This window comes from Comamonas sp. Z3, assembly GCF_008121565.1.
In the GTDB taxonomy this organism is placed as follows: domain Bacteria; phylum Pseudomonadota; class Gammaproteobacteria; order Burkholderiales; family Burkholderiaceae_C; genus Comamonas; species Comamonas brasiliensis.
In genome coordinates, this window is the sequence record NZ_VOQU01000005.1 from 206501 (window position 1) to 225343 (window position 18843).

The 18843-nt window shown below is 61.4% G+C and carries 19 protein-coding genes; 8 read left to right on the forward strand and 11 right to left on the reverse strand.

All coding sequences use genetic code 11. The annotated features are described in order from the left end of the window. Positions 1-31: 31 nt before the first annotated feature. On the reverse strand, positions 32-1105 hold the full coding sequence (locus FSY59_RS16245) for a linear amide C-N hydrolase (protein WP_148729327.1): 1074 nt from the start codon (positions 1103-1105) through the stop codon (positions 32-34). 165 nt (positions 1106-1270) lie between these two features. On the opposite strand from FSY59_RS16245, the gene FSY59_RS16250 reads away from it, so the two are divergent. Further along, positions 1271-1681: a hypothetical protein gene (locus FSY59_RS16250; protein ID WP_003055380.1), complete on the forward strand. Its 411-nt coding sequence runs from the start codon at positions 1271-1273 to the stop codon at positions 1679-1681. A gap of 82 nt (positions 1682-1763) precedes the next feature. On the opposite strand, the gene FSY59_RS16255 is transcribed toward FSY59_RS16250, so the two are convergent. After that, positions 1764-3395 (reverse strand): ATP-binding cassette domain-containing protein, encoded by a 1632-nt coding sequence (locus FSY59_RS16255; RefSeq protein ID WP_187427930.1) that lies wholly within the window; start codon positions 3393-3395, stop codon positions 1764-1766. A 168-nt stretch (positions 3396-3563) separates the two neighbouring features. Next, positions 3564-4466, reverse strand: coding sequence for a LysR family transcriptional regulator (locus FSY59_RS16260; protein ID WP_148729329.1), 903 nt, complete (start codon positions 4464-4466; stop codon positions 3564-3566). Positions 4467-4876: 410 nt separating this feature from the next. Between FSY59_RS16260 and FSY59_RS16265 the strand changes: the two genes are divergently transcribed. Together FSY59_RS16265 and FSY59_RS16270 are read left to right on the forward strand one after the other, a co-directional pair. Next, entirely contained in the window at positions 4877-5272 is a 396-nt protein-coding gene (locus tag FSY59_RS16265; protein WP_148729330.1) for a VOC family protein, read from the forward strand. Between the two features lie 24 nt (positions 5273-5296). After that, on the forward strand, positions 5297-6058 hold the full coding sequence (locus FSY59_RS16270; protein ID WP_255439511.1) for a DUF2625 domain-containing protein: 762 nt from the start codon (positions 5297-5299) through the stop codon (positions 6056-6058). A 126-nt stretch (positions 6059-6184) separates the two neighbouring features. Here FSY59_RS16270 and FSY59_RS16275 read toward each other — a convergent pair whose 3' ends face one another. The 3 genes from FSY59_RS16275 to FSY59_RS16285 form a co-directional block, all read right to left on the reverse strand. Then, positions 6185-6727, reverse strand: a complete 543-nt coding sequence (locus FSY59_RS16275) for a DUF1697 domain-containing protein (RefSeq protein ID WP_003055374.1) — start codon at positions 6725-6727, stop codon at positions 6185-6187. Positions 6728-7001: 274 nt separating this feature from the next. After that, entirely contained in the window at positions 7002-7697 is a 696-nt protein-coding gene (locus tag FSY59_RS16280; RefSeq protein WP_148729331.1) for a hypothetical protein, read from the reverse strand. A 79-nt stretch (positions 7698-7776) separates the two neighbouring features. Continuing rightward, positions 7777-8475: a hypothetical protein gene (locus tag FSY59_RS16285; protein ID WP_003055371.1), complete on the reverse strand. Its 699-nt coding sequence runs from the start codon at positions 8473-8475 to the stop codon at positions 7777-7779. On the opposite strand from FSY59_RS16285, the gene FSY59_RS27380 reads away from it, so the two are divergent. Beyond that, a complete protein-coding gene (locus tag FSY59_RS27380) occupies positions 8360-8671 on the forward strand; it encodes a hypothetical protein (protein ID WP_162473288.1) in 312 nt (103 codons plus the stop codon). The genes FSY59_RS16285 and FSY59_RS27380 overlap by 116 nt on opposite strands. A gap of 524 nt (positions 8672-9195) precedes the next feature. On the opposite strand, the gene FSY59_RS16290 is transcribed toward FSY59_RS27380, so the two are convergent. The 3 genes from FSY59_RS16290 to dsrO all read right to left on the reverse strand — a co-directional run bounded on the left by FSY59_RS16290 (position 9196) and on the right by dsrO (position 14412). Next, a complete protein-coding gene (locus FSY59_RS16290; protein WP_148729332.1) occupies positions 9196-12402 on the reverse strand; it encodes a tetrathionate reductase subunit A in 3207 nt (1068 codons plus the stop codon). A gap of 107 nt (positions 12403-12509) precedes the next feature. Next, positions 12510-13550, reverse strand: coding sequence for an NrfD/PsrC family molybdoenzyme membrane anchor subunit (gene nrfD, locus FSY59_RS16295; protein ID WP_003055369.1), 1041 nt, complete (start codon positions 13548-13550; stop codon positions 12510-12512). A gap of 13 nt (positions 13551-13563) precedes the next feature. Continuing rightward, entirely contained in the window at positions 13564-14412 is an 849-nt protein-coding gene (gene dsrO / locus FSY59_RS16300) for a sulfate reduction electron transfer complex DsrMKJOP subunit DsrO (RefSeq protein ID WP_255439512.1), read from the reverse strand. 579 nt (positions 14413-14991) lie between these two features. Here dsrO and FSY59_RS16305 point away from each other — a divergent pair. The 3 genes from FSY59_RS16305 to FSY59_RS16315 are packed head-to-tail and all read left to right on the forward strand — an operon-like array spanning position 14992 to position 16106. Then, positions 14992-15303 carry a YqjD family protein gene (locus tag FSY59_RS16305; RefSeq protein ID WP_003055367.1) on the forward strand — a complete coding sequence of 104 codons (312 nt, stop codon included), beginning with the start codon at positions 14992-14994 and terminating at the stop codon, positions 15301-15303. Positions 15304-15328: 25 nt separating this feature from the next. After that, a complete protein-coding gene (locus FSY59_RS16310; protein WP_019043180.1) occupies positions 15329-15730 on the forward strand; it encodes a phage holin family protein in 402 nt (133 codons plus the stop codon). A gap of 1 nt (position 15731) precedes the next feature. Further along, positions 15732-16106, forward strand: coding sequence for a hypothetical protein (locus FSY59_RS16315; RefSeq protein ID WP_003055365.1), 375 nt, complete (start codon positions 15732-15734; stop codon positions 16104-16106). Between the two features lie 104 nt (positions 16107-16210). Here FSY59_RS16315 and FSY59_RS16320 read toward each other — a convergent pair whose 3' ends face one another. After that, a complete protein-coding gene (locus tag FSY59_RS16320) occupies positions 16211-17269 on the reverse strand; it encodes a quinone-dependent dihydroorotate dehydrogenase (protein ID WP_148729333.1) in 1059 nt (352 codons plus the stop codon). A gap of 34 nt (positions 17270-17303) precedes the next feature. On the opposite strand from FSY59_RS16320, the gene rpiA reads away from it, so the two are divergent. Then, positions 17304-18002, forward strand: a complete 699-nt coding sequence (rpiA, locus tag FSY59_RS16325) for a ribose-5-phosphate isomerase RpiA (RefSeq protein WP_148729334.1) — start codon at positions 17304-17306, stop codon at positions 18000-18002. A gap of 119 nt (positions 18003-18121) precedes the next feature. On the opposite strand, the gene FSY59_RS16330 is transcribed toward rpiA, so the two are convergent. Next, entirely contained in the window at positions 18122-18820 is a 699-nt protein-coding gene (locus FSY59_RS16330) for a glutaredoxin family protein (protein ID WP_003055360.1), read from the reverse strand. Positions 18821-18843 lie beyond the last annotated feature (23 nt).

Consider the following 18843-nt stretch of genomic DNA (forward strand, 5'->3'; position numbering starts at 1 on the left):
GCTGGTCGCTTTTTCTCATGCCCGCCAGACCTTAGATGCCCAGAAACTGAAAAGGCTTGGAGGGCTTGAATTTCGCAGTGGCATTGCCCGAATAGGTATGGCTCTGGTCGGCGCCCAGGTCCAGCTTCATGACCTTGCCGGTTTGCGCATCGAAATCCAGTGCCTTGAGATCGACCCAGAAGGTATTGGGTGTGAGAGCCGACTCGAAAAAGTACAGCTTGCGCTGGTGGTCAAACACCGTACGCCAGCGCGTGGACGAGATATTGGGCTGATCGGGCGTGCTGATGCCGTAGGGCACCGAGACATTACGGATCACGCTGAACACGCTGGCCAGTGCCTTGTTGGGGTTGGGGTCCTTGGGAATGGCATTCACATAGAACGATGCCCGCGCAAAGCGATCGGCTGCGCGGTTGGTACCGGGCAGCATGATCGTGCCGCCGATCTGCTGCCAGTAGCTGTTGAGCGCCAGTTGCTGATCGAAGGTGGGCGAGTTGGTCATCACCTGGTACTTGCGGTCATGGTGAATGACCTGCTTGCCCTGGATGTATTCAACGATGGCGCTGTCGCCGCTGGCGTCCGACATGGACAGGTGCAAGGTGGTCAGGCGGTTTTCTCCGGGCACATTGTCCGAGACGATGGTGAAGGGCTCCTTCTCCAGCGCGGCCACCGCCTCCGTCACGGTGGCAAAGTTGTCCAGCACATATTGCGCCCAGGCGGCAATCGTCAGCCCGGGTTTGCTCTTGGCATCAAAGCTCGGATACTGGGACTCCACCAGCCACAGCAGATTGGCGTTGAGGCCGGCTTCGTTGACACCGTCCGTGGTCGAGATGTCATAGCCCGAAGTGATGACGCTGCCGTATCTGGACTTCCAGCGCAGCGTGTTCTGACCGGTCTGGCCGTTGCGCTCCATGCCGCGCGGCAGCACCCAGAGATTGCTGACAATGTCGCTTTTCCAGTCCATGGAGCGGGCCGTCATGATCTGGCCGTCCACACCGTGGTAGACCAGCCGGGTGCAGGCCCAGGCACTAGTCGTGGCGGCTGCAGCGGAAGCGGCGAGCAGCAGGGTGGCCGGCAGGGGGCGAATACGCTGCATTCTGTTTTTCATCAAATCTACTCCTTGCACTGTAAGCATGAATTCGACGTAAGTGACTGCTGCAGGGGCTCCGGCTTGGCAGGGCACGCAGTCCCAGGCGCATAGCCTAACCTGGCTCGGCAAGCTCCACGGCGGCGCCGGCCGGGCACGCCCGAAAGCAGCTGGCATACTGCTTCCATGATGCCAAGGCCTTTGACGACAGTTGTGCTGCTGGCGCTGACAGCGCTGGCAGCTTGTGACTTTGCCGAGCCGCCAGCGCCGCTGAGCCGGCAGGCGCAGGCCACGCGGGATGCGCCGCCGGAGCAGGTCTTCAAGGGCGTGCTGGCAGGTCAGCCGGTGTTCCTGCTGGTCCATGACTGCGAGGTCTTTCTCGTGGAGCCTCTGGAAAAAGACGAAGTCCGCTGGGAAAAGGTGTTGGCCCCCGAGCCATATCCTTTCTTCACCTCCTGCCAGCGGCAGTCGATCCGGCATGAGGCCGGCGCGCTTTCGGTCACGCTGGGGCGCATGGCCTTTGGCGCAGGCGGTTGCTGTGCCACGGGAGGCGATTACCGTTCCACGGACGGCAGGAACTGGAAAAAGATCTCCTGAAGCTCTGAAGTCGAAACCAGGGGCGCCAGGTGCGAGCCCGCAGGCTGGATGCGCAGCGTGCGGACCGAGCCGGCTCCAGCGGTCAGAGCGCAGTCAATGTCCATGTCCCAGCGGCAAAGCTCAGCTGGTGCGTCAACTCCAGAGCCTGAAGCAGCATCGCATCGTGCGAGACGATGAGCAGCGTGCCCGGGTATTGGCGCAATATGCTTTCCAAAGCCTGCAGGGACGGCAGATCCAGGTGGTTGTCGGGCTCGTCCAGCAGCAGCAATTGAGCCGGTTGGTCGCGGTAGAGCGCGCAGGCCATGGCAGCCTTGAGACGTTCACCGCCGCTGAGCTGTGCGGTGGGCTGGTCGATATGGCGCGCGTCCAGCCCCAGCTGTGCCAGGCGCATGCGCTGCAGCGACTCGGGCGTGCTCGGACTCGCGGCCAGCAACTGGCCCAGTACCGACGATGCGGGCTGCAGCAGGCTCTGATGCTGGTCGAGTACGGCATGCGTCACATTCAGCTTGCACTCGCCTTCCAGCGGCTGCAGCTGAGTGGCCAGCAGTTGCAGCAGCGTGGACTTGCCGCAGCCGTTTGGTCCGGTGATGGCCATGCGTTGACCGGCGCGCAGCACAAGGCTCAGAGGTGAGTGCCTTGCCACATGAGGCAGTTGCACCTCGCGCAGTTCGGCCACCATGCGATCTCCGAGGTTCGTCAGTCCATGCGGCAGATGCCAGTGAATGCTCTCGGCCTGCCAGTCCACCTGGCGCTGAAGCGCCAGGGCGGCCTCGCGCACGCTCTGGTTCAGGACTTCACGCGCTGCGGTCTGCTGGGTCGCCAGCTTGCCGCCTGAAGCTTGGGCGCGCTCCTTGCCTGCGTCCAGCGCAATCTTGGCCTGGTTGCCGTTCTTGCCCAGTTTTTCACCGCGTGCCTGCCTGCGACTCTGGCGTTCCTGCTGCGTGCGCAAGGCCTGCTCGGCGCGGCTGCGCTCCAGCTTGAGTCGTGCCAGTTCGTCTTTTGCATTCCGGCTTTGCTGTTGCCGGACTTCTCTATAGAAAGAATAGTTGCCGCCGTAGACAGTGATTGCGCTGGCGCTCAGTTCCGCCACAGAGTCCATGATTTCCAGCAAGACTCTGTCATGGCTGATCAGCAAAAGGCCACCGCGCCATTGCTGCAGCTGCTGCGCCAGGGCAGAGCGGCTGGCAGCATCCAGGTGGTTGCTGGGCTCGTCGAGAATCAGAAAATCGGCCTGGGCCAGCTGTGCACCCAGCAGAGCGACCTGCATGGCCTGACCGCCGCTGAGTCGGCTGGCAGGGGTTTGCGGTGACAGCCGGGGCAGGCCGACCCGCCCGAGCTGCGTCTGAAACTGCTGATGTATATCCCAGCGCTCGGCCAGCAGTTCGAAATCGCTGGCTTCGCAACTGCCTTGTTCAATACGCTCCAGTGCCTGCAGTGTGCCGCCCAGGCCTGCGAGCGCAGCAAGACTCAGGTCTGGACGGGACGCCAGCGGGTTCTGCGGCAGGTAGTGAATGCGGCCCGCACGCGTCACGCTGCCGCTACCGGGGGACAACTCTCCAGCCAGGATGCGGGCCAGCACGGTCTTGCCCACGCCATTGCGGCCCACCAGCGCCGAGCGCAGAGAGCTGAAGTTGCAGCACAGATTGGAAAAGAGTGGCCGCCCATTGGGCAGCGTGTAGGAGACGCCATGCAGCGTCAGGTGAGCTTCTGTCATAGAACCATGCGATGGGTTGATGCCGAACATCCCCGGCTGCGCATAACGGTGGCAGCGAAAGGAAGGAGGGATGGTGGCCGTCAGTCAGACGGCGGCATCAATGGCGCATGGGTGAAGAGCCTCGTTGGAAAGTGAGAGTGATCGATTCTAGGCAGTGCGGCGCCGAGGTCAAGCAAGTCGTGGCTGATTGCCGAATTCCGCCAGCACTTTCAGCACGCTGGCGATCGCCGGGTTCAGGGCTGGCAACTGGCGATGGGCGATGGCCATGGGGCGCATCAAGGTGGGTGACAGATGTCGTATCTGCACGCTGCTCAGTTGCTGCTGCTCTTCCATGGCCTCCAGCGGCAACAAGGCCGCAGCCTGACCGGCTGCCGCCAGGCTTTTGAGCGCCTCGGTATAGGTCATGGCGATGAAGGGGCGAGGGCTGAGGCCGGCCTGGCCGAACCAGCCAGCGATCAGCCCATGCATCTGCGTGGCGGAGGCAAAGCAGGCCCAGGGGCGGCTTGCCAGCCATTCGGGGCTGATGCGGTCAGGGACCGTCCAGGCTGCGGGCAACAGAGCCACCATGGGATCGTTACGCCAGGGCGTGAGCGTGATCTCTGCCGCCTCAGCCTGTGGGCTGGCGACCAGGCCGATATCCAGCGTTCCGGCCTTGAGGCGTTGCATGGAGTCGGCCGAGCCCACGGCCTCCAGCCTGATGTCTATGCCAGGGCTGTGACGACTCAGGGACTCGAGCATCAGCGGAAACAGCCGGATGTTGACCCCGGCGGACACGCCTACCTTGACCAGGCCGGCGCGGCCGCTGGCATGGCGCTGCACCTGATCGATCAGGTCGTCGCTGGCCTCTAGCAGCTTGCGTCCTTTCTGCACCAGCACCTGGCCGGCCGACGTCAGTTCTGCCTGGCGCCTGCCGCGCAGCAACAGCGTGGCGTTCATGCGTGTCTCCAGTTCCTTGATGTGCAGGCTGACCGTGGGTGGAGCCAGATGCAGCGCCTGGGCTGCCGCGGCAAAGGTGCCGAGATCGGCGATGGCAATCAGCGTCTGCAACTGGTCGAGATTCAGGTTTCGCATGGGAGTTGAATCAGATTTTCTGAACTGAGTGGTCAGATCATTCAACTTTACAGATGTTTGGCGGCCAAAGACCATTGGTCGACCATGAAAAATCATCGAATTGAAGACCCTGATATGGGCTATGACGCATTGGATGACAGGACCGCAGCTGTGCCCAGGCACGGGCTTGAAGCAGCCGGATCCGGGGAGGCCCGAGCGTGGCGCTGGCTGGCACGAGTCCGGGGTTGGCTGGAGCGTGCCGAGGCACGAGTGATGGCTGGGTTCAGGGTGCCTCCGAATGGCGGCTGAAGAGGGTTTTCAAAGGGCTGCCGCTTGTGGCTGAAGCGCGGAGGCGATGACAGCAATCCGCTTGTCAGCACCAGGTCGGCGTTACATTGCGGGTTGCTGTGTCAGAGAGTCATGGAGAGCTTATGTTGCTCAAGAATATTCAATCCGTCGTGCTGTTCGTCCCCGATATCGACGCTGCAGCCCTCTGGTATGCCGAACTGTTTCAGGTGCAGGTGCAGTATGAGAATCATCACTATGCTTTCATCAGCACGCCGGCATGTCTGATCGGATTTCATCCACTTGATAGCAAGTGCCCGGGCGGAGCCGGTGGGACAAGCGTTTATTGGGAGGTGGACGATCTGCATCTGGCACGGCAGGAACTGGAGCGACGAGGAGCAGTCTTGTTCCGTGGCCCGATTGTCACCAGTCTTGGCGCTGTTGTGGCCATGTTGCTCGATCCGTTTGGCTGCACCATAGGTCTGAATCAGGATGGCAGTCAGCCGGTACAGCCAATCCAGAGCTTGCCGGAGGCCAGCTAGCAGCCCAGACCCAGGCACGAGCGAATGCGCAATCAAGCCTGGGTCGAGTGCGGCATTGACCTGCCGTGTTCAGCCTGGCTCAGGACGGGCAGGCTCAGTGTCAAAATATCGACATTGTTTGCTTTTCTTCATGAGGAATCGATGCGTGCATTGGCGGAGCTTCTGGAGCGTGACGAACCGGCTTTGGCGCTGATTCAGGCCTGGGCGCAGGAGGCGAGCATTCCTGTGGAGTGCCTTCCTGCTTCGGAGCAGGGTGACTCCGTCTTGCTGGCATTGCAGGTCACGACGCGCTCGCCGCTGGGGGCAGTCGCACATGGAACCGGCGGAATCCTGGTCGACGGAGGCTGGCTCAGGATGCTGGGCTGCGGGCATGCCAGGCTCACACGCGATATCGCGAGCTGGAATCGCGGGCGTAGCAGTGGGTTCTTGTTGATTGCCGACGATGCGGTGGGCGGATTCTTTGCGATCAACGGCGGAGCGCTCGGTGAAGATCTGGGTGCTGTCCACTATCTGGCCCCGGATACCTGGGCCTGGGAGTCCTTGGGGATCGGGCACACGGCCTTCATGCAATGGGCTTTCACCGAGCGGCTGCGCGATTTCTATCGAGACTTGCGCTGGGAAGGCTGGGAAACCGAAGTGGCCGACATGGGCAATGACGCGTGCCTGAGTTTTTACCCCTTTCTTTTCACGGAACAAGGCAGTGTGCGTTCGAGCTCGCGCAAACCGGTGCCTGCGGCCGAACACTATGCTTTCATGAGCCAGAGTGAATTGCCGGGCCTGGGCTGATCCGGGGCAAGTGCCGAGGCAGCTGGGGACAGCCGATCCGGCCAGCGACTCGGCTCCAATCGATTGTGAAGCGGCGAGGGCGACCGGCTGCTGGCCTGCGCTGCGCATCATAGGCTCAGGCTGGAATCAGCGTTTGGCTGACCCCGCTCCAGCACCATCAAGTGCAGCCGCCATCTCGACCAGTTTGGCAATCGTGTTGAGATTTCTGGCCGTGCCTGAGGCCGCTGCAGGGATCTTGAGTCTGGAGTTGCCCATTCCCGAGCCGTAAGCCACATAGATTTCACGTCGACCCAGTTGCAGTTGTTCGTCGTTGCGACCCGTGACCTGGGACAGCGCGTCTGCAGGAGGTGCCTCCTCAAGAAAGATGGCGACAGCGCGGTTGCCCGGAGACTGGGGAAAGGGATTGGCCTCAAGCACCTGCTTCATCTGCTGGAGCGTTCGCACAAAGACTTCTATGGGCTTTCCCGCGTAGCTGGCCAGGCGTCGCGCCAGGGCCGACTTGAGTTGCTGTGCGGAGCAATCTGCTTTCAGCACCACGTTGCCACTGGCGATATAGGTCTGTACCTGTGTACAGCCTTCGGCCTCGCACATGGACTTCAACTCTGCCATGGGAAGTTTGCCGGTTCCGCCGACATTGACGGCACGCAGCAGAGCGATATAGATGGGCATGACCGATACCTTGGCGGGATCTCGAAGGAGTAGGCCAGCCTGCGCAGGTGGATGAGCACGATGCGGAGCAAGGGCGCTGACGGAGAGGCTAGCGTAGCGCAATAGCTGGCGAGATCTGGCGAGATCTGGCGGCCGGGACTCGGATTTCACATGAGATGCTGAAACTCGGGCAAGCGTTGAGCCGAAGTCAGCCTGGCTTAGGCGAGGCAGCAGCCTGCCATTGCCAAGGCGGTGGCAGACCTGGCCGATCACAGCCTCCCGGATTGAACGCTCATCAATTCGGGTAGAGGCTTGCTGTCTGGCTGGACGCGGTTGCCTGCCCAGGCCCGTTATCGGACGCCACCGGAGCGGGGCTGGCCTGCGCAGATGCATCCGGCCCGTAGAGGTTGCGGCGCTCCTCTGCGGTCATGGACTGAGGACATTTGGAGCCCGTGATCTCCAGGGCCACGCGCGCTGCGGGGTCCATGCAGTCCATCGCCAGTGAAGCTGCCTTCATGCCCTTGTTCCAGAGCTCGCGGCTCATTTTCAGGCGCTTGCAATGCTCGTCCGTCCAGGTCGTGCCGAAGCTCAGGCCAAAGCCGGGGCCGTTGGCACTGCCGCTGCTGCTGCCCATGCAGGTGTCGTTGCTGGTCGTGAGATTGGGGCCGTTCACGCTGGGAACGTTCTTTACGGTGTAGCTGCCGCTGTACTCCACGATATTCCTGGATGTACCGGATAGGCTGCTGTTCAGATTCTGGGTGGTTGTGCCGCTGGTCGTTATGTTTTGATCCGAGCTTGAAGTGGAGTGGCTTTCGATGCTGGATACCGATCGACTGTCCGCAGCAGCAACCGGATTGACGATGGTGATGGACTGGTTCTGTTGTGCTCCCACGGACGAAGAGCTGGAGAGGCTTTGTGCACTGCTGTCGGCGCTCTGCGCAAAACCGCACACAGGGACACAAAGGCTTAGCAAGGCGATCGAGGCTTTCATGCTGTTTCTCCCTTGACCCCGAGTCTTGACCTGGCAGGCCTCGACTCGGGGTCAATACAACTGGGTTCGCAGACCTTGTTTAGTTGGCTGCCGAGTTGGCCCATCCATAGGCATTGCCCGAAGTGCCACCGCCGTTGGAGCCACCGATGGCGTTGCCCAGGCTGAAGCCGGTCGTTGTCGCGTTGCCGACAGAGGTCGCACCAGAGTGATTGCTGGTCGAGGTTCCGCCAGGGCCCGAGAGCGCCTGCGAGTTCGCGCCAAAGTAGGAATTGGTATGGGCCGTGCTGTTCACCGCCGCAATGCCATTGCCCATGGACGCGGTGCCAGCGACATTGTTGGTGCTCGAGTTTGCGTAGCCTCCCGCGCCCCCGCTGACCAGCTTGCCCGGGGCCTGGCCCTGGTAGTTGCTGCCCACATCCGAATGTGCGTTGGCATTGGTGGCTCCATAGCCTCCCGCAACGCCGCCCCCGGTAGTCGCCGCAAGGCTGGTGACGGTTCCGGTGGTGGAGGCGCTGCCGCCGACACTGGAGTGTCCTGCGGCCACGGGTCCCCAGGAACCGCTCATGCCGGTACTGTTCCCAAAGCCGCTTGCTTGAGCGCCTGCCGTCGCGCTATTGAAGCTCACAGCACTGCCCGTGCCTGAGCTCGCAACCGAGGAGTAAGTGCCCGACGAGGCATTGCTCCCCGTGTTGGTTGCGGCAAGGCTGGAACTGCTGGCCGCAGCAGATGCCACACCAGCCAATGCAACAACCGCCATGACAATCAAAGACTTCTTCATGATCATTCCTTTGAATGGCCAGTTCTCGGACAACCGGGAAATTTCCAAGCGAAAGACCATTTGCCACAGCCCAATGATCAGTGCCAACCTCCATCACGTTTTGGCCTGGCACATGTTGTTCCAAAACGTTCCTTCGGTTAATGGCAGTTTCAATAAGCCGGATGAAAACAGAAATACCTTGTTTGGGCATGCATAAAGGCCCTGTCAGCCGGGTAGTGCTATTTTTATAATTTATTGAGTTTAAGAACTTCATTGCTATCAACAATGAAGCGTAAATAGACATTTGAGGCATTGTTTTAAATTGTAATTTTAAAAACAATATGGCCATTGAACTGCAGGGGCTTGCTCGGGTGAAAGCTTCCATTCAATGGGGAGAATTATTTCCCCTTTGATTTCAAATACTGTTTATTGGTGGTTTTCAATTGTAAATACTGTGCGATTCAATGCGATGAAGCAGCATTAACTGAATTTGTGAACAATTCGTTTGAACTTTCCGGAGCTCGAATACGCAAGACGGCTTTGCCGAAATCACGAATATGGCCTGCCATGTTCCATATCGGGGTGAATCGGGCCCGGCATCGGTGTTTGCAGCAAGCTGAATCGGTAGATGCGGCAATGGCGCAGACCCAAGCAGTGCTGCGGCTTGCCGGCAGCTCTCCCTGCGCAGGTGCGAGCGATGGATTTTTCGTTCCTACCGCCCGCCAGAGTTTCAAGCCGACATCAAGCTTTTCGAACCTTCACCGGCAATCCTTGCCTGACCACCGCGCCTGATACCCAATCGATCCAGACATTGTCCTTTTCGGGCCGGGTCGGATCGGCAAAGCCCAGAGCATTCAGGTTCACTCCATTGCCATGCTGCGGGTTGGCATGGGTGAGCCGGCCGTCCACCTTGTGGGCCACGGCGCCCAGTTGCTTGTGGCCGTAGCCATGCTCGATAGCGATGGCGCCTGGCGCAATACCGGCGCGCACCAGAGCGACTGCCTGAAGCTTGCCGCCAGGGGTGCTGATTTCGATGGGGTCGCCATTGGCGATGCCCAGCTTTGCCGCGTCGGCCTTGTTGATGCTCACAGGATTGTGCGGGTGCACCTGGCGCAGGCGCGAGGAGGCAATGGACATGCTGCTCATCAGGTTGGACTTGTAGCTGGTCATGGTCAGCGGCCAGTCCTGCTCGGTGAATACGGCACGCATATCCGAGCCATCGGCCAGGCGCGTGGGATACCAGGTCGGGCAGCCGCTGTAGCGCTCGCCGGTCATGGAGTGGCGCATTTTGCTCAATCCCTCGTGCCAGAAGGTGGCCGGGAACTTGGCCTGCAGCTTGAGTTGGTCGTCCTTCCATGCATCTTCGACCTTGTCAAAGCGACCGCCACGGCTCATGACCATGGCGACGCGGCGTACTTCCTCTGGTGCGACACGCTTTTGCAGCGACGGCATCCATTTGTCGAGGCCGGTGATGGCGATGTCGTCATCGCTGGCTTCGGGCACGGGCTTGCCGGCCTGGTAGGCGATGTTGCACATGCCGCGCAGATAGAAGTCTTCGGCGTTTTCCAGATCGAGCGGCTCGCCGTCTTTGGTGGACATGGCATTCTTGCCAAAGCCGGGCAGGCCCAGCTGCTTGGCCACGGCAAAGACAAAGCTCTCAAAGCCGATGGGCTGGCCGTCTGCCGTTTTGGCGGTGGCGGCATCGACTGTGGGCCAGCGCACGGTGCTGCTCTTGGCCACCACATCGGCCCAGGGCGCACCAATGCCCCAGCTTTCGTAGGTGACGGTATCGGGCACGATGTAGTCGGCCAGTGCCGACGTCTCGTTGATGAAGGGGTCGACCGAGACGAACAGCGGCAGCTTTTTCACATCCTTGACAGCATCCGCCAGGGCGTTCTCGAAGCCGCACATGGCATAGATGGGGTTGCTGATGTGGTTGATCCAGGCCTTGATAGGGTAGGGGTAGCCCAGCATGCCGGCCGCCAGCATTTCGCTGGAAAGGCCTGCGGGTGCTGGATACCAGGGGGCCTTGGCGGGATAGGGATTCTGGCCCGCTTGCTTCTTGCGCTTGAATTCGCTGGTCTTCTCATAGGGGAACCTGGTGCGCGACAGGGCCACGCCCCGGGGCTTGACCGCCCCTTCAAACTGCGCGAAGTTGTAGCGCGGGCCGGGGCCGAACGGACCGAACGGGCCGGCATCCATCACCCAGCCGCCGCGCACGTTCAAGTTGCCGATGAGGTTGTTGAGCATGGCGATGGCATAGGCGGTGTAGAAGCCCGAGCCATTCATGGTGCCGCCATGCGAGTTGGCCACGGCCTGCTTGCCGTGGCTGGTGAATTCGCGCGCCAGATCCTCGATCTCCTTGACCGGCACGCCGCACAGGGCTGCATATTCTTCCAGCGTCTTCTGGCGCGCCTCGGTGCGCAGTTTGACAAAAGCGGTGCAGACGGCCATCGGGGCCGGGTCCTCGGTGGCGTCCGCAGCGCTGGCGGGCGTGAACTCCCGCTCCACGATCAGCTCTGCCGCAGTGGCGACCGTGTGCGCAGCCAGAGAACCATCGGCCAGCTGCACCACATAGACATCCTCGGCGGGCGTTTTTTCATCAACGGGCTCAGGCAGGGGCAGGCCGATATCGGCTCCGCGCAGGAACTGGCCATAGCGCGGGTGCCTGGGATCGTTGATCAGCAAGTGGGTGGCATTGCTCCAGCTGGCTTCGCCCACAGCAGCCATGGCGGCGGGGCCGGGCTGGGTCAGAAACTGCCTGTCATAGCGCTCGTTGTCGATGATCCAGTGGATCAGGCCCATCGCCAGCGCCAGGTCGCTGCCGGGTTTGACGGGCAGCCAGCGGTTGTTCTCACCCGCCGCATGGCTGGATGACGTGGGCAGCATGGGAGAGACCACCACGTACCGATAGGTGTGTTCGCCGCGTGAACGCGCTTCGGCCAGCTCGCGGCCCACGCGCTGGAAAGGGTTGCCGGACTGCGCCGGCGAGGTGCCGATGAACAGGCCAAAGCGCGAATTCTTCCAGTCTGGCTTGCCGTGGGGCATGCCGGCCATATCGCCAAGTGCCGCCCCCGTGCCCACCCGGTAGGTCTGACCGCAGTAGGAGCCGTGGTTGGAGACATTGATGGTACCGAACGACTGCTTGGCAAAGCGGTTGACCAGAGGGGTGCGGCCTTCGTTGGCGGCTTCCGTCACCAGCAGCTGGTTGGATTTGGGGCCGTATTCGGGGTTGGCTTCATCAATCAGCGTATTGACGTCGCGGATGGCGCGCAGACCGTCCACATGGCCTTCGCCGAAGAGATCGCCGCCTTCGCAGATTTCCTGAACCAGCTCTTCGAGCGTGATGCTCTTCCACTGTCCGGAGCCGCGTGGGCCCACGCGCTTGAGCGGCTTGAGAACGCGGTGTGGGGCTTTTTGATGCTCGAACATGGCCGATCCACGCGCGCAACTGGTGGCGCGGCCTTCCAGGCCGTTGTCACCGCCCAGCATGGCGTAGACCTCGCGCACCGGTGTTTCCATGGGGGCGGGGTGTGTGGTGGCCAGCGGGTGATAGGGGTTGCCGGCAATACGGATGATCCGGTTGTCGGCAGTATCGACGCGCACACGTACGCCGCACTGTGTCCAGCAGCCCAGACACGAGGAGGGGCTGACCACCTGGCCGGGCTGGGTCGTCAGTTTGCCGCTGATGGGATCGATGCGGAATTCGGGCATCAGCGAGTTGCCGCGCGTGGCGCTTTGGGTGGATTTGCCCGAGCTGCCAGTGATCAGCCCCTTGGCTCCCTTGGCCACGGTTTCACCATAGCCTGCGGCAAAAGCCGCCAGACCGCCTGCAACGGCACCGCCGCGCAGCAGCATGCGGCGGCGACCTGCGTCGGTGCGGCCAGCAACGGTGCGGTCGGCCTCGGTGTCTTGTGATTGTTCAGTGGAGAGTTTCTTGTCATTCATGGTCTTGCCCTTGGTATGAGGGAAGGGCAAGCGCAGCAGTGTTTCTATGATATTGATAGCTGCTATCGCTTGCTGTTATTGTGTTTTGGTGGTATTTGGCGTAATTTTTAAGTGATGCCCGCAGGCTCGCGGGCCGGGAACAGCTCCAGTGCCCAGGTGGCCATTGCGACCAGTGCCACGCACAGGCCGGCCACGCCCAGCATGCCCATCAGGCCTTCACCGCCCAGAGGCATGCTGTAGAGATAGAGGCCGGCGCCGAATTTGGGTACGCCCTGCACGCCCATGAACAGTGCCCAGCGGAATGCCCAGGCCGATGCGGCAAGGCCAGTGCCCAGCACCAGGGTGTAGCCCTTGGCTGCCATACGATGCTCGCCGCGCAGCAGCGCCATCACCACGGCTGTACCAAACACGGCCGAGCCCAGCATGGAGATGCGCCAGACAGGGAACTCTCTGAACAGGCGCATCGCCATATCGAAGGAAGGGCTCTGGCCCGCGATGCCGGCAATTCCCCAGGTCAGGGCGCTGGCAATCAGGCCGGTGGCCAGCCACAGGCCCAGATGGCGCAGTCCTTGCAGGGCTGCTGCATCCGGCTGCAAGGCCCGGGGCAGAAAGCGGTACAGCACAAAACCCATGCCGACGGTCGCCAGCCAGCCGCTGAGCGCCAGATTGATCGGTACCCACAGCGTGTTCCACAGCGGGCGCGCGCGGATGACCATGATTTCGGCCCCCGTGTAGACCACGATGCTGAGCGCGGACAGCACCAGCACAGGCACCAGCAGGCGCATCCATTGCGGCCTGCCCAGCCACCACAGTGCACACATCAGCACGCAAAGCCCGACGAATGCGGGCATAAGCACGGCACCCAGGCTCATCCACGACCAGGGTGTGAGGTGTGCATAGAAATGCCAGAAGCGTGCAGGCTGGTGCAGATCGGCCAGCAGTGCGACAGGTGCGGCAATCGCGCTCACGGCCAGCACCAGCACAGCCGTGGGCAGCAGGCGCTGGCGCAAGCCGCGGGCTGGGCCCAATGCGCAGGCCGAGGCCAGCAGCGCGGCCCCCGTGGCCACACCGACCAGAAAGAAATACTGCACGGCCCAGGGCAGCCAGGCCGCTTCGTAGGCCGGGGTCAGGAGTTCAATGATTTGCATGAGGGAACTCCTTTTACAGATGTTCGGCAACAAGGCGGACCGTGGCCTGGCCGTCCACGCCGTTCACGAACTCATCGGGCAGGCCGATGTAGAAGACATGCGGCTTGGTCTGCATGCCGGGCTTGAGGACTTTGATCTCATCCTTGTGAGCCTCGATGCGCCGGTTGATTTCACTGTGCGCGTCGTTCAGGTCGCCGATCACGCGCGCACCGCCCACACAGCTTTCCACGCAGGCGGGCAGCAGGCCGGCTTCCAGGCGGTGTTCGCAGAAGGTGCATTTGTCGGCAGTCTGCGTTTCATGATTGATGAAGCGCGCGTCGTAGGGACAGGCCTGCACGCAATAGCCGCAGCCCACGCAGCGCTCGTTGTCGACAAGGACGATTCCGTCGGTGCGCTGAAATGTGGCCTGTACCGGGCATACGGGCACGCAAGGCGGTTCGTCGCAGTGGTTGCACAGCCGCGGCAGACTGACCATGGCTGCAGCCGTGTCGCCGGCCTGGTCGATTTCGTACTGCAGCACCGTGGTTCGGAACTGGCCGATGGGGGGCTGGTTTTCGACCGAGCAGCTCACCGTACAGGCTTGGCAGCCGATGCATTTGCGCATGTCGACCAGCATGCCGAAGCGTTTGCCTTCCATGCCGGGGCGTCGTGCGGGCTGGAATGCAGGGTCGCCGGGCCATGCAGCGCGGGCATTTCCCGCAATGCCCAGGCCAGTGGCCATGGCAATCAAGTCCTGCAAGAAGCCGCGCTTGGTGGACGCTGTCACTGCCTGCGCAGGTGCCCGGGCAATGGATCGGGTGCTGCAGGTGCAGGCCGAGCTGTTGGTTGAGCCGTCGGAGAGTTCTTGTTTCTGAAGTGGCATGGCCCTTACTTTCATCGTCGCAGTGGCAACAGAAAACTCTGATGCCTTACATATAAAAAGTATTAAATTAACTTTTTTTATATGTATATGACTATATGAAAGTTGCCATTTGTGCTACTTGATTTGGGTCAAGTATTCGCTTTCCCGGGAGTTTTTGGACTGCAAGTCATGCCAGGACATGACTGTTCGGCAAGCATGCCGGTGCTTCATTAATGAACTGTTAAGCAATCGATACATGGCCATCTGTAATCAGGTTTGCTGGCCTGCCGACGCTGAAGACGAAACTCCGTATCCTGCATGCCTGATGCAGCCCCGAATGCGGGGGCCTAGCTGCCGCCCGGGCAAGCAGTGTGGTCTGGCCCCTGAACGCTGGTTAGCGGTTCGGCATGGGGCAGTTTCGTTGCTGTCTGACAGTGCAGAGGGGCTGCGAGTTTCTTGGATGCGGTGTGTTTTCTGTAAGATGTTCACATGCTGCAGGTTTTATGAGCGGTCGGCCCCGATGCTTGCTGCTTCGCAGCTATCTTGGTGCACTGCCCAGTGCATGCGATATTCCAATTTCGTCACATTGAAAGGACCGATATGTCACGCTCTGTTTCCGACGCCGTTTCCACTGCCCAAGACGATCTGGAAAAACTGGTCAGCGATCTGCGCGGTCTGCTGTCTGCCCGTGAACTGGACAAGGTTCCCGAAATCAGCGCGCTGCGTCAGCGCATCGACGACAGCATGGCCAACGTGCGCGAATCTGCCGTGCGTGCCGCCCATGATGCTGCTCGCCAGGCACGTGAAGCTGCTGATGTGGCTGATCGTTACGCTCACGACGAACCCTGGCGCGTTGCCGGTGCAGCGCTGGCCGTGGGCGCTCTGCTGGGCTTCATGCTGGGTCGTCGCTAAGCAGTGCCGAGTTGCAAAAGGACAAGTGCCTGTGAATCTGATTTCACTACTAGGTCTTGATTCCCTGATGGAGCGCTGGCGCGCCAACCTGAACGAGGCAGCGATTGCTGCCGAAGACCGGGTTGATCTTGCGCAGCTTGAATGGCAGCAGCACAAGCGCAGCATGCAAACGCTGGCGGTGCTGGCGATTGTGCTGGGCGCTCTCACCGTGGTGGTGCTCATTGTCCTGTCCATGGCTTTGCTCGTGCAGTTCTGGGACAGCGAGCATCGCCAGTTGGCGGCATGGCTGCTGGTCGGCGGCTGGGTTCTGATCTGGGGCCTGGGGCTGTGGCGTCTGCTGGTAGCCGTCAGGCAACTGTCCAGTCCATTCCGGCTGACACGGCGCGAGCTCAGGTCAGACTGGCAAGCGCTGAAGGAGAGGATTTAGCATGAACAGCGTCTCTCCCGATTCGCGATCCGCAGAGCTGGAGCCCGCCAAGCCCGCAGGTATGGATGCTCTGCTCTGGAATGAGGCGACCGCCGAGCAGAAACTGGTGCTCTTGCGCATTGCCAAGCAGCGTGCACGCATCAAGGCCAGAGCTGCTGCCAAGGCTCAGACGCTTGCCTTGCGCAGGACAGCGACGCCGCATGTGGACGCGGATGCTCCCTTGCCAGAGCGCCTGTTGTCGTTCGTGCGCCTGCATCCGCTGGCAACGGCCGCAGCGGGTGGCCTGCTCATGGTTCTGGGGCCGGGCAAACTGATTCGCTGGGGCAGTGCTGCGCTGCCCTGGATCCTCAAGCTGCAGCAACGCACGCGCGGCTGAACAGCCCTGAAAAAACAGCCCGTCAGGCATATGCCGGACGGGCTGTTTCTTTATGGCACTGTCAGAAGACCTGGCCTCAGGCTCAGTGCAACTTCAGTGAAATTTCAGTGCATATGGGCGATGGCCTGGGCTGCTTCGGTGACCAGGTCGGGGCCGCGATAGATCAAGCCACTGTAGATCTGCACCACATCGGCGCCCGCGCGGATCTTGCTCACGGCGTCAGCACCGCTGAGGATGCCGCCCACGCCGATGATTGGGAAGCGGCTGCCAAGGGCTGAACGCAGCTGGCGAATGATCTGGTTGCTGGCTTCGAGCACGGGTGCGCCGGACAGGCCGCCGGTTTCTTCGGCATGCTGCAGACCCTTGACGGCGTCGCGGCTGATGGTTGTGTTGGTGGCAATCACGCCATCCATGCCGTGGCGCTCCAGCGTCGCGGCGATCACACCGACCTGTTCCTCATCGAGGTCGGGAGCGATCTTCACGAACACCGGCGTGCGCTTGCCATGCTGGCTGGAAAGCTGTTCGCGGCGATTGGCGACCGCACCCAGCAGCGCATCCAGCGCCTCGTCGCTCTGCAGCGCACGCAGATTCTTGGTGTTGGGGGAGCTGATGTTGACCGTCACATAGTCGGCATGAGGGTACACGCCGTCCAGCGCCTTGATGTAGTCGCTGGTGGCCTCTTCGATGGGGGTGGTGGCGTTCTTGCCGATGTTCAGGCCCAGCAGCATGGCGCCACCATTGCTTCCTGCTTTGGCGCGCACTTGGGAGCGACGCACATTGGCCAGGAACGCATCCAGGCCTTCGTTGTTGAAGCCCAGGCGGTTGATCAGCGCATTCTTTTCCGGAATGCGGAACATGCGGGGCTTGGGGTTGCCGGGCTGGGGACGGGGCGTGACGGTGCCCACTTCCACAAAGCCGAAACCCATGGCGGCCAGCGCATCGATGCAGCGTGCATTCTTGTCCAGGCCGGCTGCCATGCCGACGCGGTTCGGGAACTTGAGGCCCGCCAGCTCGATGGGGTCGCTGATCAGAGGCCGCTCCCAGGCTTTCTGCAGCAAGGTATTTTGACCCTTGGCCATGAGATTCATGGTGAGGTCGTGGGCCGCTTCGGGGTCCATGCCGAAAAGAATAGGACGCGTCAGTGAGTAAGGAATAAGAGACATGGAGATAATCGCTGGATTACCTGGATTTTCCCTCATGACGACATCTGCTGCACCTCTTTCTCAAGATGAACTGAAAACTTTGGTCGGACAAGCTGCCCTGAAATATGTGGTCGCCGGTGAAATTGTGGGCGTGGGCACAGGCTCCACGGTCAACAAATTCATTGATGCACTGGCCACTATCAAGGACCAGATTCCCGGCGCCGTCTCCAGCTCCGTGGCCAGTACCGAGCGCCTGAAGGCCCTGGGCATCAAGGTGTTCGATGCCAATGAAGTCACCAGTCTGGCCGTCTACATCGACGGTGCCGACGAGATCGACGGCAAGGGCCATATGGTCAAGGGCGGCGGTGCGGCGCTGACGCGCGAGAAGATCGTGGCGGCGCTGGCTCAGCGTTTTGTCTGCATTGCCGATGAGTCCAAGCGCGTGCCAGTGCTGGGCAATTTTCCGCTGCCCGTGGAAGTCATTCCCATGGCGGCTGCCCAGATCGCCCGTCGCTTTGAAGCCATGGGCGCTGACGTGACGGCGCAGATTCGCATGAAGGATGGTGCGCCGCTGGTGACCGACAATGGCCAGCATATTCTGGATGTCCGCGGCCTGAAGATCACCGAGCCGCTGGCCTTCGAGTCCGAAGTCAACCAGTGGCCAGGCGTGGTGACCGTCGGCGTTTTTGCTCACCAGAAGGCTGCGGTGTGCCTGCTGGGAACCGCTCAAGGCGTGCAGACGCTGGAATACTGAGCGTCAGGCCGCTGCCTTCAAGCCACCTGCTTGCACAGGTGGCTTTTTTATGAAATTGATAGCTGCTAACACTTGATGGATAGGCGTTGGCGCATGATTTCATTTGGGATTTATGAGTCCTAGAAGCGCAGACCCGCGGGGTTGTCAGGCGTGGGAGCACCAGGGGCAGGGACAGCGGGTGTCGTGATGCGTGCCGCAGGACGCTCTGCAGGCTTGGCTGCTTCGGTCGCGGCTGGTGCCGGCACGGTCAAGGGCTTGGCTGCGGGGGCTTTGTAGTTCCTTGGCAGCTGGGGCTGCTTGGGGTAGCCGGCAGCGCTCAGGTACTGGTCCCAGCTGTCGGCGCCAAAACCCTTGAGGTGCTGGTTGCCGATGGTGGCAAAGGGCAGGCTGTCCTGCCCACTGAGCTTTTTGAGCGCGGCCACATCGCTGCTGGTGTCTATGCTGCGTTCACTGAACGGGATGCCGCGGTTTTGCAGATGAGACCGGGCCTCGTCGCAGGGCTCGCAGTCCTTGCCCGTGTAGATCGTGACGGGATAGCGGTTGGCAGTCTGGCGCAGCTCGTATGGCAGTTGTGCGCTGGCCGAAGACGCCGCACCATCGGCGCTGCTCACGGCTTCGGCGCTGGGCTTGGCGTTGGGGCTGATGGCCCGGTCGGAATAGGTGACCCGCCCGTCGGGACCCACGCTGCGGTAGAGATTCTGAGCCGGGCTGACTCCGCTCGCCAATGCGGCAAAGGTGGCTACAAGCGTCGTCAGCAGCAGTGCGTTGCGGGACGTCGGTTTCTCGGCCGAAGGCCGGGCAATGAAAGATCGTGGCATCTCAATTTGATCAATGAAGTGCA